Origin of the sequence: Nostoc sp. ChiQUE01b (genome assembly GCF_034531255.1) — a bacterium.
In the GTDB taxonomy this organism is placed as follows: domain Bacteria; phylum Cyanobacteriota; class Cyanobacteriia; order Cyanobacteriales; family Nostocaceae; genus Nostoc.
Genome location: NZ_JAVRBM010000045.1, coordinates 39,520 through 55,635 on the forward strand (window position 1 = coordinate 39,520; position 16,116 = coordinate 55,635).

The window sequence follows — 16,116 nt, forward strand, 5'->3', positions numbered from 1 at the left end:
TTAATCCAAAAGACGCTTGTAGACTCGCTCTAAGCGAATCGCACCCCTTTAAATCACAAAAGGTTCAAGTTCATGGTTATACCATTCATCTTCAACCCGTTCAGTAATCAACGGTCTAATGATAAACTTGGGCGGGATACCATCCAGAACATCAATCCGCACACATGAATAAGGCAGTCGGTTCTGGAAATTGTAGTTATGACGACCCACAAATAGCATTGAATCCGCAACTTTCCGAGTGGGTTTACCTGCAATCTCAGCAAAAGTTTCCATCAATTCAGTCCCTTCTCGCCGTTGATAGCGGGGACGATGACCGCTACCACCAGAGATAATGCAGTTAATGTGCGAGTCTGCAAATCCGGTATCAGTTGTACAAAGATGCTCTAAACAGTGAGCGTGACCATTTAAAATCAAATCGACTATGGGACGTTCTTTAATTAGAGAACCAAGAGTTTCTGCTACTTGTTCAAACACCCAGCGCAAGCGGTGGCGAACCGCCAAGGTTTGTGCCTGATTCCATTTGGTAGCTTCTGTGACGTAGGGGGGATGGTGGAAAAAGATTACACGTCCGCGCACTTCGGAGGTGTTCCAAGATTCGATTAGTCTGCTTCGCAACCATTCAAGTTGTTCAAAGTCGATCGCAGGCATTTTCTGAGATGCCAATTGTTTTTCAATATCGATTTTGATCTCGTTTATTTGGTCTAATTTGGCGCTAAGTTCATCAAGTTGTTCTGCTTCGGTGGGTTTATCTGGGTTGAGGCGATCGCATATTTTCAAAATCTCCAATTCTTCTCGATCTATTTCCTGGCGACGCTTTTGTAATTCGTGACGGTATATTTCTCCTTCTTGAGTTACAGGTAAAGGTGATGGTGTATTAAGGGTATTAGAATCCAGTGCAAAAAAGTCAATCCCGCCGTAACGAAAGGTGTAATAACGATTGGGTAAACGGGTAAATTGTCCAGGTTCATAACGCAAACAGCGCCCTGTGTCGGTCTTTGCAGTGTAGTGCAGATCTAAATGACGTTCTAATTCTTGTGGAGACATCGCCTGAGTGTAGTCCATAAATGCCCGTGCATAAGCATTACCTTGATACGATCCATGCCAGCCAATCTCGATATCTTTGTAGCGGAACAGGCGACGTAGTGACGATGTTGTGCCAGTAAATAAACGGTACATCAACGGGACATCGTAGTAATCATGATTACCAAGTACTGGCAAGAAGGGCAGATTAAACACCATGCGGTCATAAGGAATGCCTTTCGGGTTGTTGCCACCAACAAGAAATTCCCGGTAAGGCTCAATAAAGTTTGTTGAATAATATTCTTGGGAACCCACCACATAGATGACATCGCCAGTATGCAACACAAAGCTGCAATCATCGCGGTGAGGCAGCATTAGTTCGGCAACTTTTCGTTGGGGGTGGTGTCGAGAATGGGATTTAGTGCCGGAATCACCGATAACCATAAAGGAAAATTCTGGATTATCCTGCCTGCGATCGTCAATAACTATACTAGTTTGGTCAATTCCCCGTTGCACAAAACTTGGATGCATCCACCGCACCCGTTCCTTCATCTTTTGAATTTTCACAGGAATCGGTGGATCGGAAATCAATTTCATGGCTGATAACTCTTGAATGTCTTTAGCTTGACTTTATCCATTTTTACCGTAGCCGATGCTTTGGGGAGGTTGGGAGGGGTCAAAATAATGTGCAGCTTCACAGAGAATTGGTATTCACAACTATTTCCGAAAAAAGCTTGTCCAAAAATAAGTTATACTGCAAAGGTTTCAGGGATGATGAGCAACACCAACATAGTATATGTATGTTTATTCTTCTTTGTGATAATTGTCTTGTTTAAGATGTTAGAAAGGCAGATTCAGGCAAATTCCTTTCCAGTAGTTGAACAGCAGGCAATCAGAGTTTTATTTATTGGCAATAGCTATACCTATTTCAACGATCTTCCTTGGTTGACACAACAGTTGGCGGCTTCGGCGAAAGCACCTAAAAAATTAGAAACTGAAATGGTTGTGATTGGTGGAGCTACACTCAAAAACCACTGGAAACGTGGTGAAGCACTCAGACTTTTGAAAGCAAAACGCTGGAATTACGTAGTACTGCAAGAGCAAAGTACTTTACCAATTACCAATCCCCAGGAAATGTATAAGTACGCTAGTCTGTTTGATGCCGAGATTAAACGAGTGAATTCCCAAACAGTGTTTTACTTGACTTGGGCAAAGCAAAATCAACCAGAAACGCAACAGATATTGACTGATGCTTACATGAGCATTGCTAAAGAACTGAAAGCTAAAGTTGCACCTGTGGGAATAGCTTGGCAAAAAATTCAGGAAGCGAATCTAAAATTAAACCTTTACAGTTCGGATCAAAGCCACCCTAGTCCGATTGGATCGTATGTAGCAGCATGTGTATTCTATATAACATTTTATGAGAATGGTCCCGTAGGCTTGAGTCGCCGTATATATAGTAGTAATGCTAGTACCCCACAACAAAGTAATAGAATTGAGTTGGAAAGTTTAAGTGAAACAGATGCCCAAATGATTCAACAATTAGTTGAGTACATCGTCAGAAAGATATAGGAACAGCCTGTTGTGTGGTTTAAAGGATAAGAGAAAGTTTTTGGTCTGCATTCAGACTTTTCACTTTGAAATCAACGTTAGTTTTTTGGGGTAGGTGGGTAGTATAAATTACCTAAAAACTAATTTGGTATATAGCGATGTTCAAGACTAAATTATCACAATCCCATACTTGGGGGGAACTTAATACCTCGAGGTTATTTGATCGCCATGTTGGAGCGATCGCAGCTTTAATTTTAATTAGCTTACTCAGTTCATTGAGTGGAACACCATTTGACCATACCATTTCTAACGGCTGGGAAGGCTTTATCTGGGGATTAGCAGATCCAGTAATTAGCTTGAATTGTTTAGTTGGTATTGTTGCTATTGGCTTACTCTCATCTGTGTTTGTTCGTGGCGCTGCGATCGCTGGATGTTTTGTCTTGGCAACAGTTTTAGGCATTGTAATTCATTTATTTCAGCTAAATTTAGCAGGCACAGAAATAGCGATCGCCCAAAGCGTTGGCGCAGCGATCGCTATTTCTACCATTGTTTTTGGTACTATGCTGATGATGCCAAATCAACTAAACTTTTTGGTGCTTGCTTTGCTGGGCATCAGTGCTGGTTTATTTCAGGGTTACGCTAATGCTGAATCTATTGTTGCGGCAGGAATAATACCAGTAGTTGCCTATATACTAGGTATTACCTTAACTCTGTTTGCCGTTGCCATGAGTGCCAGAGAAATTGGTGTTGCGATGGGTATGGGAGAAATAAACCGAATTTTACCTTGGAAAATCAGCCTTGCTGGCTTCGCTTTTTGTGCGATCGGCATTGTATTTTTAAGCAATTCGCTTATTTAAATCACATATTTCAATTCAGTGGAATACATTCATTCGTGGGGGCGTACACCTAGCTGTGCGCCCCCACTGCGTTTTCAGACTGGACAAGCAAGCCTTCTAGTGAATCAGTTGATGCACCTCTGCGCTAATCTAGAGGCTATATATATAAATATAAGGTTATGACACCTGAAGAAATTGCGGCTACGCTAACAGAATTATTTGACACATCGGCTATTGCTACGACTGCTTCTGGATCGTGGCAAGTAGACACTCCTACTTTTCGGCTGTTGGTGCTGCTTTCCGAAAATAATACTTGGCTACGAGCTTTACTGCCTATTGTGCCCATCCAACAAGCGCAACCATTTTTAGGACAGTTCCTAGAAGCCAACTTTGATGAGACTCAGGAAGTACGTTACGCTTTGTATGAAGGGGTAATTTGGGGGGTATTTCAACATAACATTGACACTTTAGTGAGTGCAGATTTGTCCAATGCAATCAACCGACTTGTATCTCTTCATCAGGCTGGATTAGATAATGTCTTTAATCAACTAATTGAAAGCCGCATCCAGCAAATTATTCAGGCAGCAAAACAGCAAGGACAATCTCTGCAAGCTACTATGCAAAGCTTAGAACGCTTTTACGCAGAAGGAGTGATGGGTGAAATAAATCAAACCTCAGAGGCGCGAGAAGAAGTCCTAGCTACTTGGCGGCGTCAGTTAGAACGTTTATGGAATGAAGGTTGATTTCAATTTTTCAGTTTTCATATTAAACCAATTTACAGATATATTTATCTATCATGGATATCATTGAAATCCTCAAAGAAGACTATCAAAGATTCCCAGTCAATCAAACTTACAGCATTTACACTCCAAACGTTTATTTTCGAGACCCACTGAATAAATTTCGTGGTGTTAAACGTTACAAAGCAATGATTAATTTCATTGAGACTTTATTTTTAAATCCCAAGATGGACTTACATAATATTCAACGTTTAGGAGACACAATAAAAACTGAGTGGACACTCAGTTGGAATACTCCTCTCCCCTGGAAGCCACGGATCTCTATTCCTGGTTGGAGTGAATTAGGTCTTAACTCTGATGGTTTGATTGTCTCTCATATCGATTATTGGAACTGTTCACGCCTAGATGTGGTGAAACAGCATTTTTCCTCTTGAAAAAGTTAATAATTGATATATCTAAACAGATGATTGCTATTACACTAAACGTAACAACAAAAGCCATGAATCTTTATGAACGAGAAATAAAAGGATACACAGCAAGTAAATTTCCTTATGGGGATTGTTAATTTTGAATTTTGAATTCGGAGCAAAGCGACGTGACGGCTGCCAAAAATCCTGAAATTCCTGCTGAATTAACTATACATACAGAAGCAGAAGATATTATCATTCCCCCTAGTGATTTATGGAGTGATGAGCCTCCTTTGGAAAGCGATCTACACCGCGAGCAAATTGAACTACTGTTGGCGTGTCTGAAATGGTGGTGGCGTCAGCGTAATGATTTTTATGCTACTGGAAATTTAACAATTTATTTTAGCCCAGAACAGATTACCACACGAGACTTTAGAGGCCCAGATTTTTTTGTCGTCAAGGATTGTGAAAATCGCCCCCGCAAAAGTTGGGTATTATGGGCAGAACAAGGGAAGTATCCGAATGTGATTATTGAATTACTTTCTAACAGTACTGCCAAGGTTGATAAAGGTCTGAAGTTTGAACTTTACCAAGAGACTTTTCGCACGCCAGAATATTTTTGGTTTCACCCCAATACTTTGGAGTTTCAAGGATTTCGTTTAGTGGGTGGAAAATATCAAGCTTTGGAAGCAAATGCTCAAGGGTGGCTGTGGAGTCAGCAGTTAGAATTATTTTTGGGAATCTATGAGTTCAAATTACGCTTTTTTAACGTAGATAATCAGTTGATAGTGACTCCTGAAGAAAGGGCACAAACAGCAGAACGAGAAACTGAAATAGCATACCAGCAGGTGGAAAAACTGAAGGCTAGATTGAAGGAATTGGGGGTTAATCCAGAAGAGTTAGAGTAGAAAAAATAAGCACTACTTCTCTTTCTCTTCATCTAGTGCTTTTTGGATAGCACGACGACAAAATTCTGGCGGGTCATCTTTAGCTTTTACCTCTTCTTTCATAGATTCAGTAACACGAAAGCTGAGATTTGCTATTAACTTTTCTTCTCTGTTTGATTCAATAGGGTTTAAATTTTCTGGTGTTCCTTTGGGATTAGGCATTTATATAGAAACGTAAATATATCTTGAACGATATGCGCGCATAACAATAGATTGTATTTAAGGTAGGTGTTCACCCTGGAAAAGCCCTGAAGATGTTGGGTTTCGTTCCTCAACCAACCTACACCAAAGTGATCTTTTAGGCTTAACCGAGCAGTATTGAAGTACTACCTCTCTTTCTCTTCATCTAATGCTTTTTGGATAGCACGACGACAAAATTCTGGAGGATCGTCTTTAGCTTTTACCTCTTCTTTCATTTCCTTGGTGACTCGCAAGTTTATATATTCAGTCAATGGTTTATCTCTGTCAGTTTTAAAACCATGATTTTTAATTTCTGGATTTCCACGATTATCTTTAGACACTTTATGTTACTTAATATATCTGGATTAATTGATATACATATTGACTAATGATTTATTAGTGGGTATTTCGCCTGAGAAACTAGATACCCACTAAATATCCCATTAGAAACGAGACACTTCTATTTTATGTTCACGCGTTCCGAACTTGAAATCAAAACCATTCGAGAGTTACGCGACTTATGCCGACGCTACGGTATCAAGCCGACAGGAAATCCAGGATACAAAGTTTCTTACATCACTTCTCTGATGGCATTCCCGCAATTAGCACTACATCAGATGCCAATACGGTTCAGTTAAGGAAATTTATCCGTTGAGGCAGGCAGGGGGAGCACGGGATGCAGGGGAAGCAGGGGGAGAAAAAAAAGCTTATCTGAACCGTATTGCATCAGATGCAAGAGGGAAGAGGATTAAAGCCTCCCACTTTCACGACTTTTCAGTATATTGGCGCAGCGATAGATGAGATGAGTTCACCTACAGATGAGCAAATAGCACTGATTCGGCTAACGCTCGAAGGTAGGAAAATGACTTACCCAGATAGATTTGAACAGGAAAAGCTTTTGAACTTGCACAAGGCTAAGATGCTTGTTGAGCAAGCTTTTGCCATGTTGAGCCAGTAAACAGCCTCGATCGCAATTTCAGGTAATGAAACCATAGTGCAGGTTAGCACAGTTGTGTTGCTCTACGGGGGATTGAAACAAAATCCCCCAATACTTTAGAGTGAATAATAAACTCAACTCGAAAGCGCGATCGCAATGACTGATAAAGAACTCAAACATCTACTTGAGAGTAATGCTAAAACAGTCCAAGCTATGTTAGATGAAATGGCGGAAGCACGTCAAGAACGCCAAGAACTCCGAGAAGGAATGCTTCAAATCCAGAATGCAGTAGCACAATTAACGAATATACAAGAGAGAATAACCAATTTACTAATTTCTCTTGATGGCGATCGCCCCACAATTCTCAAAAAACTTTCAGCACTGGAAACTAAGCTCGATCGGCTATTGCAGCAAAACCCAACAGATGAGTTAGGGTAAATACTCATAATAATGCCTATACGTGTTGAAACAACATTTATTTTCCTTAAACAGTCGATAATGTAAATAAATGTAAAAAATTCTCAGGCAGGATAGAAGCATCTATGCGTGTAATTTTGATGACTGGTAAAGGCGGTGTGGGCAAAACTTCCGTCGCTGCTGCAACTGGACTTCGTTGTGCAGAACTCGGCTATCAGACATTGGTTTTAAGTACAGATCCCGCCCACTCCCTCGCAGACAGTTTTGACATGGAACTGGGACATGCACCCCGAAAAATTCGCCCAAATCTGTGGGGTGCAGAACTAGATGCGCTGCAAGAACTGGAAGGAAACTGGGGTGCTGTGAAACGTTATATTACCCAAGTTTTACAGGCAAGGGGTTTAGAGGGCGTACAGGCGGAAGAATTGGCAATTTTACCAGGCATGGATGAGATTTTTGGCTTGGTAAGGATGAAACGCCACTACGACGAAGGCGAGTTTGATGTCTTGATTATCGACTCAGCCCCCACTGGCACAGCACTGCGTTTGCTGAGTTTACCAGAAGTCGGCGGTTGGTATATGCGCCGTTTTTACAAACCCTTTCAAAATATCTCGGTAGCACTTAGACCTTTGGTTGAACCTTTTTTTAAACCAATTGCTGGTTTTTCGCTACCAGATAAAGAGGTAATGGATGCGCCTTATGAGTTTTATGAACAAATTGAAGCTCTGGAAAAAGTATTAACAGATAATACTCAAACCTCAGTGCGTCTGGTAACTAATCCCGAAAAAATGGTGATTAAAGAGTCACTCCGCGCCCATGCTTATCTGAGTTTGTATAATGTTGCAACAGATTTAGTAGTGGCTAATCGGATTATTCCCCGCGAAGTCCAAGATCCATTTTTCCAACGTTGGAAGCAAAGTCAGGAGCAATATCGCCGGGAAATTCATGATGATTTTCACCCTCTGCCTGTGAAAGAAGTTCCCTTATTTTCTGAGGAAATGTGTGGATTGGCTTCATTAGAACGCTTGAAAGAAACTCTTTATAAAGATGAAGATCCGACTCAGGTTTATTACAAAGAAACAACTCTGAGAGTAGTGCAAGAAGAAAATCAATACAGCTTACAACTTTACTTACCTGGTATTCCTAAAGACCAAGTTCAACTCAGTAAAACTGGAGATGAATTAAACATTACTATTGGCAACCATCGTCGTAACTTAGTTTTGCCACAAGCCTTAGCAGCACTACAACCAGCCGGAGCAAAGATGGAAGATGACTATCTAAAAATCCGCTTTGCTGATAATACAAGAGTTTAATTTTGTTGAACGTTACTCTGTTAACAAAAAGTTAAAACTAAAAAGCAAGAATTTTCTCTTGTAGCTAGTACAGACGCAATCTTTTTAGCGTCTGTTTTTATGATTTTTTGGTGAATTTTGATAAAAGGCAAAAAAATATTTTTATTAATGATTTGACCGTAGTTTTACTGAAGACAAAATGATGAAATAAATTTCACAATGTCTTTAGATTTAATTATGTCAGTTTTCAAATTATTAATTTATTTTGCTATAACAATGGCCTCCAATCCTGAACAAGATTTGCCTTTATGTCGTGATGAAGAAAGTTTACTACGCCGCATTACAAACCGTATCCGACGAAGCTTAGAGTTAGAAGAAATTATCACAGTGACAACGGCAGAGGTGCGATCGCTATTAAAAACCGATCGAGTGATGATTTACAAATTTCATCCCGATGGTAGTGGTCAAGTGATTGCTGAATCAATTAATAACAATTGTTTGCCATCGCTACTTGGGCTAAATTTTCCCTACGATGACATCCCATCCTCTGCCCGTGAACTATTTATCAAATCACGGGTGCGTTCTGTTGTGAATGTTAATACTAAAGAGATTGGTCAAATTCACCTGCGTGATTTGGATAATGGAGAAACTATCTCAGAGGAGATCCGTTACCGCCCTGTAGACTCCTGTCATATTGAATATTTGACGGCAATGGGGGTAAAATCTTCTGTAGTAGCGCCTATTCTCTATCAAGATCAACTTTGGGGGCTGTTAGTCTCTCATAATTCGGAAGCGCGTTTGATTTCCAAATATGAGCTAGAAGCAATACAAATGGTAGTCGAGCAGCTGTCAATGGCGATCGCTCAAAGTACCCTTCTTGCTCAAGTCCGCAAAACAGCCGAACAGGAAGCGATCGTTAATCGCATTGCTACTCTGCTACATTCACTGCCAACAATTGTATTACAGCCAGCCCTAGAAGAGGCTGTTGCTGCCTTTAATGGAGTTGGTGGCAGACTTTGCATTAGAAATGAAGCTCTTGATTTCCACAATGGCAACGTCACCAGCTTAATAGAATGCTTAATACCAGGAAATACTTGTATCAAGCTTTATATCTGTGGACAGCAACCTGTGATGGCAGAACAAACTATATATCCACTGATAGAGCAGTATAGTGTCTGGCAGGAACACTATAAATTTAGTAACTACGATGTTTGGGCGATTTCAGATATATATAACACTCCTGGCTTGCGAAGTTTGCAAGTTACTTTTCAACCAACTAAAATTCGCAGCATATTGATGATCCCGCTCCAGTATCGCCAGCAATTACTGGGCTATTTAAGTATTTTCCGCAATGAAGTAGATACAGAAACTTTATGGGCGGGGCAGCATGACAGCGATCAAAGGCAGCTTTACCCCCGTTTATCGTTTGAGGTTTGGCGCGAATCTAAAAAAGCACAAGCTCAAAAATGGACGATTGAAGAGATTGAACTGGCTAGAAACCTGAGTAAACACTTTGCTTCTGCAATTCAGCAGTATGAATTATACCAACAAGTACAAGTCTTCAATGAAAATTTAGAAAAACAAGTTAAAAGACGCACAATTGAGTTACAACGGACAGCTGAACAAGAACAGGCTGTGTTTAAAGTTATTGCCGAGATTCGAGAATCTTTGGACACAAATACGATTTTTCAAACCACAACTAAAGAAGTTTGTCAATTAATCAAAGCCGATCGCGTTTCTGTTTATCGTTTCGATTCTAATTGGGGTGGTGAATTTGTCGGAGATTTCGAGGCTGCTAGTCCATACTGGTCGAATCAGTCCGAACTAGGTATTAATACAATTTGGAATGACACCTACTTACAAGACACACAGGGAGGACGTTACCGCAACAATGAAACATTCGCAGTTGATGATATCTACAAGATGGGGTTTGCTCAATGTCATATCGACAATCTAGAGCAGTTTCAAATTCATGCTTTTGTGCTGGCGCCGATTTTTGTTGGGCAAAAACTTTGGGGTTTACTAGCAACTTATCAACACACTGGCCCTCGGCAATGGAAAGCCTCTGAAGTGAATTTTCTCAGTCAGATTGCAGCTCAAATGGGTGTAGCACTCCAGCAAGCTGATTTACTCTCTCAGACACGACAACAAACATTAGATTTGCAACAAGCAGCAGAACAACAACGGGTATTGTTTGAAGTTGTGGCGAAAGTTAGAGAATCTCTTGACTTAGATGCGATTTTTCAGACAACCACTCAAGAAATTTGTAAATCACTACAAACGGATCGAGTTGCAGTCTACCGCTTCCAGGCTGATTGGAGTGGTGAATATATCGCCGAGTTTGTGGGTGATAACTGGTTAAAGTTAGTAGGTTTAGATACCAAGACAGTTTGGCAAGATAGCTATTTGCAGGAAACCCAGGGTGGGCGATATCGTCACAATGAAACTTTTGCAGTTGATGATATCTATGAAGTTGGGCACTCTCAATGCCACGTGGCAGTTCTAGAGCAAATTCAAGCAAGAGCTTATACGATCGCACCTATATTTATCGGGCAACAGCTATGGGGCTTATTAGCAGCTTATCAGAATTCTGCACCTCGGCATTGGGAACCCTCGGAAATTAAATTTATTACTCAAATTGCCAATCAACTTGGGGTTGCACTCCAACAAGCGCAATTACATAATCAAACCAAAGAGCAGACCCAAAAGCTAGCTCAAGCTTTGCATGATTTAAAGCAAACTCAAACCCAACTGATCCAAACTGAGAAAATGTCCTCATTAGGTCAACTGGTAGCTGGTGTTGCTCACGAAATTAATAACCCCGTGAACTTCATTTATGGCAACATCAATCATGTCAATGATTACACCCAAGATTTACTTAGTATCCTAGACCTCTATTTACAAAATACTCCCAACCCTAGTTCTGAGATTAGCGATCGCGCCTTCGAGATCGACTTAGAATTTATCATAGAAGATTTGCCCAAAACTCTATCTTCCATGAAAATTGGGGTCGATCGCATCCGGCAGATTGTCTTGGGTTTACGGAATTTCTCTCGCCTTGACGAAGCAGAAAAAAAACCAGTTGATATTCATGAGGGCATTGATAGCACCTTGCTAATTTTGCAGCATCGCTTGAAAGCAAAACCAGAAAGTCCGGCAATTAAATTAGTCAAAGAATATACTAACCTTCCTTTAGTAGAGTGCTATGCTGGGCCGCTAAATCAGGTATTTATGAATGTTTTGAGCAATGCGATCGATGCTTTAGAAGATTACACAGAATCTCAATCAAAACCTCATAGCAATCAAATTACTATCCGTACTGCTTTTGGAGAACTTGAAGGCAATATCAAGAGTGTAGTCATTCGCATTGCAGACAATGGGCCAGGAATACCCGAAGCTCTCAGAGCAAGAATATGCGATCCCTTTTTCACAACTAAGCCAGTGGGAAAAGGCACTGGCTTGGGGTTGTCAATTAGTTACCAGATTGTCGTAGATAAACATGGTGGTGTGTTTAGATGTGATTCTCAGCCTGGTTTGGGTACAGAATTTTGGATTGAAATTCCGATTACACAAATTAGTCATTAGTCATTGGTCATTGGTCATTGGCAAAGACTTTTACTTTAACTGAAGCGTATTACCGATCTCCAATTTTTTGAAAAAGTTGGGGATCTAAATCAGGGTTAAATAACATTTTATTTTACAGTAAGTAACAGTACTTACGCAACTGGCACAGTGCGATCGCCATTTTATAGTTTTGTTGAATTTACCTTACAGTAGGCGCTCTAAGCGTAATTAATCGGAAGGGAGCAAGCGTACACAACAAACTTTACTACCAATTTTCTAAGCTCGTCCTGCTAGCTCTGCAACGAACAACGCTAATTGATTTGGCTCGACAGGTTTAGCAACATGCATTTGAAACCCAGCCTCAATGCTCAGTTGTTGTTCTGACTCACTTACATAGGCAGTCAGCACAATGGCTGGAATTTGCCCTCCGGCTTCTGCACTCAAAGATCGCACTTGCCGAATCAACCAGTAGCCATCTAACTCTGGCATTCCCAGATCGCAAATTAGCACATCATACCGATTGGGGTTTTTACTTAGAACCGCTAGAGCAACTCTTGCAGATGCCACGGTCAGCACTTCAGCCCCGTAGTCTTCCAGCACAAGTTTAACTATGTCACGGGCATCAACTTGATCGTCAACCGCTAAAATCTGCAAACCCGACAATGAGGGGACAGGATCGCTGGAACGATCTGGGGCGATTTCTAACGCAGTCGGCTCTAAATCGCTCGACAGTGTAAACTCCCCTTCTAGATCCCTTTTTGGCAGCCTGACGGTGAATGTTGCTCCTTGTCCTGAACCCGGACTCTCTGCCTGAACTGTGCCACCATGCAGTTCAACCAGATACTGCACGATCGATAGCCCCAGTCCCAGCCCTGGCTTCGCTTTCGTGGTGCTAGAATCTCCTTGACGAAATCGCTCAAAAATATACGGCAACAAGTCTGCCGAAATTCCTTGTCCTGTATCACTGACTTGAATTTGAGCGTGAGTTCTGTCAGACATGAGCCTAACTCCGACTCGTCCACCTTCAGGCGTAAATTTGATCGCATTCGATAAAAGATTATACAGGACTTGCTGCAAGCGTTCGGCATCGCCGACGATGATCTCAGAACTCAAGTTTGAAACGATTTGAATATTTTTTGCTTCGGCTGATAATTGCACTGTCTCGATCGCAGCTTGCACCACTAAAAGCAGATTGATCGGGCGGGTGCTGAGATTGAGCTTACCGCTGACAATCCGAGAGGTATCTAAAATATCATCAATTAACTGAGATTGCGCTCTTATACTCCGCTCAATGATTTCTAAAGCACGAGTTCTCGTGGCTTGATCGAGTCCGCGGGTGCGTAGCATTTGTGTCCAGCCCAGCATGATGTTTAGGGGATTGCGGAGTTCATGCGAGAGGTTCGAGAGGAATTCATCTTTGGCTCGGTTAGCGGTTTCTGCCTGCTGACGAGCTAACTCTAACGTGACGGTATGGCGTTTAAGCGCGTCAATATCCAGGAAAACCATTGTCACCCCATCAATCTGGTTTTCTGTTGTGCGATAGGGGCGAATGCGGAGGGTATACCAATAGCCTGCTTGGGTTTGAATCTCCTGTTCAATGGTATTAAGTGTCTCCAGCACCTCTGATATCATCGATTCTAAGTTGGGAACGTCAAAATTGGTGCGGAGGTCGCTAAAAGGTCGCCCGACATCGGCAGCGATGAAATTGAAGAGTCGCTGGGCTGCGGGCGTAAAGCGGTGAATAATTAAATCATTGGTCAGCATGAGAATCGGAAGACTGATGCTATCAATAAAATTATTCAGATCGCTATTGTCTCTGTTTTGGCGCAAGTTGCGGTTGCGAAGTTCGTCGTTGGTCGTGGAAAGTTCTTCGTTGGTGGCTTGAATCTCTTCTTTAGCCGTTTGGAGTTCTTCATTTGTGCTTTGCAACTCCTCGTTGCTCGATAGAATTTCTTCGTTCGCCACTCGCAGGCTTTGGTTGAGATAATTTTGTTCTAGAATCACCGCTTGCAGATGCGCTTGAATTGAGAATTCGCGTTGCGTCGCGGCTGCTAGCGCCTGCCGTAGCTGAATAATTTCCCGCTCTAAGCTTTCGTTTTCTGGTTCTGGGCTTTGAGCAGTAGCAAAGCTTAGTTGAACCACAGGTAAAGCCGCTTCAAAAATCAGCAGGAAATAGATAGGGTTCCGCGTAGCGGTTGCGGGTTTGAATGGAATCACTTCCAGATTCAGGAGGGTCGAGCGCTCACCCGCTTCAATGCGAATTTGCTCTTGTCGAACTGAAAGGTTTTGGGTTTGGGCTTGATAAATTGCCGTTTGCAGCGCGCTGATCAATCCTTCTCTTGCCATCAGCACCACATTTAAGTTGGTTGTGTCAGCAGGCAACTTCAGGTAGGGATCGGCGTCTCCTCGCAGTTGCAAAATCTGCATTTGGTCATCGACTACGACAGATACAGGCGCGTAGCGATTTGAGATTATTTGCTCGACTTCTCGCGCTAAATCAAAATTAGCAGCGATGGTTTCAGTTCTTCGCTGCCGCTCAACGCTCATGGTGGGGTAAGAACTGGTCGTGAACGAAAACAAAGGACGGGTCAGGCTCAATTTTCTCACATAGATTTTGAAGGTCTCGTGGATAGGCTTAAACAGGTCTGAAGAGTTTTTGACGCTTTCTGAACTACCCAACATCAGAAAGCCAGTCAAGTTGAGACTGTAGTGAAACAGCGACATAATGTATTCCTGCAACGAATCTGATAAGTAAATCAGCACGTTGCGACAGCTAATCAAGTCGAGATTCGAGAATGGCGGGTCGCTCCCCAAATTATGCCGAGCAAAGACGCACAGTTCGCGGACAGTGCTGCTAACTTGATAGGCACCGCTTGCCAATGGCACAAAAAAGCGGTTGCGGCGCTGGGGTGAAATTCCTTGCAACTGATTGTCTAAATAAAAACCTGAGCGAGCTTTGTTGATCGCAGCTTCGCTGATGTCTGTGGCAAATATCTGAATTGGAAGGGCGCTGGCGCGATCGCTGAAAAACTCTAATAGGCAAATAGCAATCGAATAAACTTCTTCACCCGTTGAACATCCCGCCACCCAAATCCGAATCGGATTGTCTGCTGATTTGTTTTGACTAATGCTAGGAAAAACCTGGGTTTTCAAGTATTCAAAGGCTTCTGGGTCACGGAAGAAACTGGTGACGTGGATCAGGATGTCTTCATATAGCGCTTGCACTTCATTAGGATGCGCTTGCAGGTACTGAGCGTAGTCTTCCAGCTTTTCTAACTTGTACAACAGCATCCGTCGCTGTATTCGTCGATCCAGTGTTGTCGGTTTGTAGAGGGTAAAGTCAACGCCAGTGGTTGTCCGCAGGAGCGCAAAAATGGTGGTCAAAGCATCACCTGGTTGAGGCGGTTGTTCGATCGTTATTAACGGCTCTGAGTAAAACAAAAAGGGACTACGACTAAGCTCTGCCAGTTTTTCAGCAATCGCTTCAGGCGGCAGCACAAAATCAACGTTTCCGGTGGCAACGGCAGTATTTGGCATATGGTCAAATCTAGCCGTGCTTTGGCACTGAGCAAAGGTGATGCCTCCTGCTACCTTGATAGCTTTCAGTCCTTGCGCCCCGTCTCCATCAGTACCCGATAGAACGATAGCGATCGCTTTGTTGCCCTGCTCCGCTGCCAATGAGTGGAAAAACGTATCTCCCGGCATATATTTTCCTAAAGTTTTCTGGCGGGGAGCCAAATGCAGCATTCCATTCCTTAGCGTCATCTGAGTGTTAGGCGGAATGGCGTAAATTTTGTTTGGCTCGATCGTCATCTGGTCTTGCACTTGACACACAGCCATTTCGGTCACTCTACCTAGAATTTCGGACAGCAGGCTTTCGTAGTTCGGGGATAAATGCTGAATCAGCACAAATGCCATACCCGTATCTGTAGGTAGGTGGCTGATGAGCTCTGTAAATGCTTCTAGCCCACCCGCTGAAGCAGCGATGCCGACGACAGGAAAAAGGGCATCGGGTTGACTTGGGTCAGATGCAATAGAAGTATTCAATATAGATGAATTGTCTGGAGCAGGTGAGCTAGAAGTCATAGAACCAGGAAGGGATGCGGTGTTGTTGAGCTGGGCTGATCTGTCTTTAGGAAAATACTGCGTTAAGACGGGAAGCGCTCTGTTGGCTAGCCTTAATCTCAAACTGACTCATTATGAGCAGCAAGGCTTGCAGTTATCG

Annotated in this window: 14 protein-coding genes; 10 read left to right on the forward strand and 4 right to left on the reverse strand. The window is 42.4% G+C overall.

Annotated features, from left to right (window positions below):
• Positions 1-48 precede the first annotated feature (48 nt).
• The gene (locus RMY63_RS25565) at positions 49-1,617 is read right to left on the reverse strand and encodes a metallophosphoesterase (RefSeq protein ID WP_322731390.1); all 1,569 of its coding nucleotides are present in this window, start codon (positions 1,615-1,617) and stop codon (positions 49-51) included.
• A gap of 87 nt (positions 1,618-1,704) precedes the next feature.
• Between RMY63_RS25565 and RMY63_RS25570 the strand changes: the two genes are divergently transcribed.
• The 5 genes from RMY63_RS25570 to RMY63_RS25590 all read left to right on the forward strand — a co-directional run bounded on the left by RMY63_RS25570 (position 1,705) and on the right by RMY63_RS25590 (position 5,462).
• Positions 1,705-2,592, forward strand: a complete 888-nt coding sequence (locus RMY63_RS25570) for an SGNH/GDSL hydrolase family protein (RefSeq protein ID WP_322731391.1) — start codon at positions 1,705-1,707, stop codon at positions 2,590-2,592.
• A gap of 137 nt (positions 2,593-2,729) precedes the next feature.
• Positions 2,730-3,428 (forward strand): HupE/UreJ family protein, encoded by a 699-nt coding sequence (locus tag RMY63_RS25575; protein WP_322731392.1) that lies wholly within the window; start codon positions 2,730-2,732, stop codon positions 3,426-3,428.
• A gap of 158 nt (positions 3,429-3,586) precedes the next feature.
• The gene (locus RMY63_RS25580; protein WP_322731393.1) at positions 3,587-4,150 is read left to right on the forward strand and encodes a hypothetical protein; all 564 of its coding nucleotides are present in this window, start codon (positions 3,587-3,589) and stop codon (positions 4,148-4,150) included.
• Between the two features lie 53 nt (positions 4,151-4,203).
• A complete protein-coding gene (locus RMY63_RS25585; protein ID WP_322731394.1) occupies positions 4,204-4,581 on the forward strand; it encodes a DUF2358 domain-containing protein in 378 nt (125 codons plus the stop codon).
• Between the two features lie 161 nt (positions 4,582-4,742).
• Positions 4,743-5,462, forward strand: a complete 720-nt coding sequence (locus RMY63_RS25590; protein WP_322731395.1) for a Uma2 family endonuclease — start codon at positions 4,743-4,745, stop codon at positions 5,460-5,462.
• 12 nt (positions 5,463-5,474) lie between these two features.
• Here the strand turns inward: RMY63_RS25590 and RMY63_RS25595 are convergent, their stop codons facing one another.
• Positions 5,475-5,663, reverse strand: coding sequence for a hypothetical protein (locus tag RMY63_RS25595; protein ID WP_292809150.1), 189 nt, complete (start codon positions 5,661-5,663; stop codon positions 5,475-5,477).
• Between the two features lie 164 nt (positions 5,664-5,827).
• Positions 5,828-6,022, reverse strand: coding sequence for a hypothetical protein (locus RMY63_RS25600; protein ID WP_322731396.1), 195 nt, complete (start codon positions 6,020-6,022; stop codon positions 5,828-5,830).
• A 126-nt stretch (positions 6,023-6,148) separates the two neighbouring features.
• Between RMY63_RS25600 and RMY63_RS25605 the strand changes: the two genes are divergently transcribed.
• From RMY63_RS25605 to RMY63_RS25625, 5 genes are all read left to right on the forward strand, one after another.
• Positions 6,149-6,319, forward strand: a complete 171-nt coding sequence (locus tag RMY63_RS25605) for a hypothetical protein (RefSeq protein ID WP_322731397.1) — start codon at positions 6,149-6,151, stop codon at positions 6,317-6,319.
• 164 nt (positions 6,320-6,483) lie between these two features.
• Positions 6,484-6,639 carry a hypothetical protein gene (locus RMY63_RS25610; protein WP_322731398.1) on the forward strand — a complete coding sequence of 52 codons (156 nt, stop codon included), beginning with the start codon at positions 6,484-6,486 and terminating at the stop codon, positions 6,637-6,639.
• Between the two features lie 135 nt (positions 6,640-6,774).
• Positions 6,775-7,056: a hypothetical protein gene (locus RMY63_RS25615; RefSeq protein ID WP_104904624.1), complete on the forward strand. Its 282-nt coding sequence runs from the start codon at positions 6,775-6,777 to the stop codon at positions 7,054-7,056.
• Positions 7,057-7,160: 104 nt separating this feature from the next.
• A complete protein-coding gene (locus RMY63_RS25620) occupies positions 7,161-8,348 on the forward strand; it encodes a TRC40/GET3/ArsA family transport-energizing ATPase (protein ID WP_322731399.1) in 1,188 nt (395 codons plus the stop codon).
• A 255-nt stretch (positions 8,349-8,603) separates the two neighbouring features.
• On the forward strand, positions 8,604-11,912 hold the full coding sequence (locus RMY63_RS25625; protein ID WP_322731400.1) for a GAF domain-containing protein: 3,309 nt from the start codon (positions 8,604-8,606) through the stop codon (positions 11,910-11,912).
• A gap of 255 nt (positions 11,913-12,167) precedes the next feature.
• Here the strand turns inward: RMY63_RS25625 and RMY63_RS25630 are convergent, their stop codons facing one another.
• Entirely contained in the window at positions 12,168-15,977 is a 3,810-nt protein-coding gene (locus RMY63_RS25630; RefSeq protein WP_322731401.1) for a CheR family methyltransferase, read from the reverse strand.
• Between the last annotated feature and the right edge of the window lie 139 nt (positions 15,978-16,116).

Excerpts from the sequence above, each read along its gene's own strand:
- RMY63_RS25565 (WP_322731390.1), bottom strand. The coding sequence starts at position 1,617 with ATGAAATTGATTTCCGATCCACCGATTCCTGTGAAAATTCAAAAGATG.
- RMY63_RS25570 (WP_322731391.1), top strand. The coding sequence starts at position 1,705 with ATGTGCAGCTTCACAGAGAATTGGTATTCACAACTATTTCCGAAAAAA.
- RMY63_RS25575 (WP_322731392.1), top strand. The coding sequence starts at position 2,730 with ATGTTCAAGACTAAATTATCACAATCCCATACTTGGGGGGAACTTAAT.
- RMY63_RS25580 (WP_322731393.1), top strand. The coding sequence starts at position 3,587 with ATGACACCTGAAGAAATTGCGGCTACGCTAACAGAATTATTTGACACA.
- RMY63_RS25585 (WP_322731394.1), top strand. The coding sequence starts at position 4,204 with ATGGATATCATTGAAATCCTCAAAGAAGACTATCAAAGATTCCCAGTC.
- RMY63_RS25595 (WP_292809150.1), bottom strand. The coding sequence starts at position 5,663 with ATGCCTAATCCCAAAGGAACACCAGAAAATTTAAACCCTATTGAATCA.
- RMY63_RS25605 (WP_322731397.1), top strand. The coding sequence starts at position 6,149 with ATGTTCACGCGTTCCGAACTTGAAATCAAAACCATTCGAGAGTTACGC.
- RMY63_RS25610 (WP_322731398.1), top strand. The coding sequence starts at position 6,484 with ATGAGTTCACCTACAGATGAGCAAATAGCACTGATTCGGCTAACGCTC.
- RMY63_RS25615 (WP_104904624.1), top strand. The coding sequence starts at position 6,775 with ATGACTGATAAAGAACTCAAACATCTACTTGAGAGTAATGCTAAAACA.
- RMY63_RS25620 (WP_322731399.1), top strand. The coding sequence starts at position 7,161 with ATGCGTGTAATTTTGATGACTGGTAAAGGCGGTGTGGGCAAAACTTCC.
- RMY63_RS25625 (WP_322731400.1), top strand. The coding sequence starts at position 8,604 with ATGGCCTCCAATCCTGAACAAGATTTGCCTTTATGTCGTGATGAAGAA.
- RMY63_RS25630 (WP_322731401.1), bottom strand. The coding sequence starts at position 15,977 with ATGACTTCTAGCTCACCTGCTCCAGACAATTCATCTATATTGAATACT.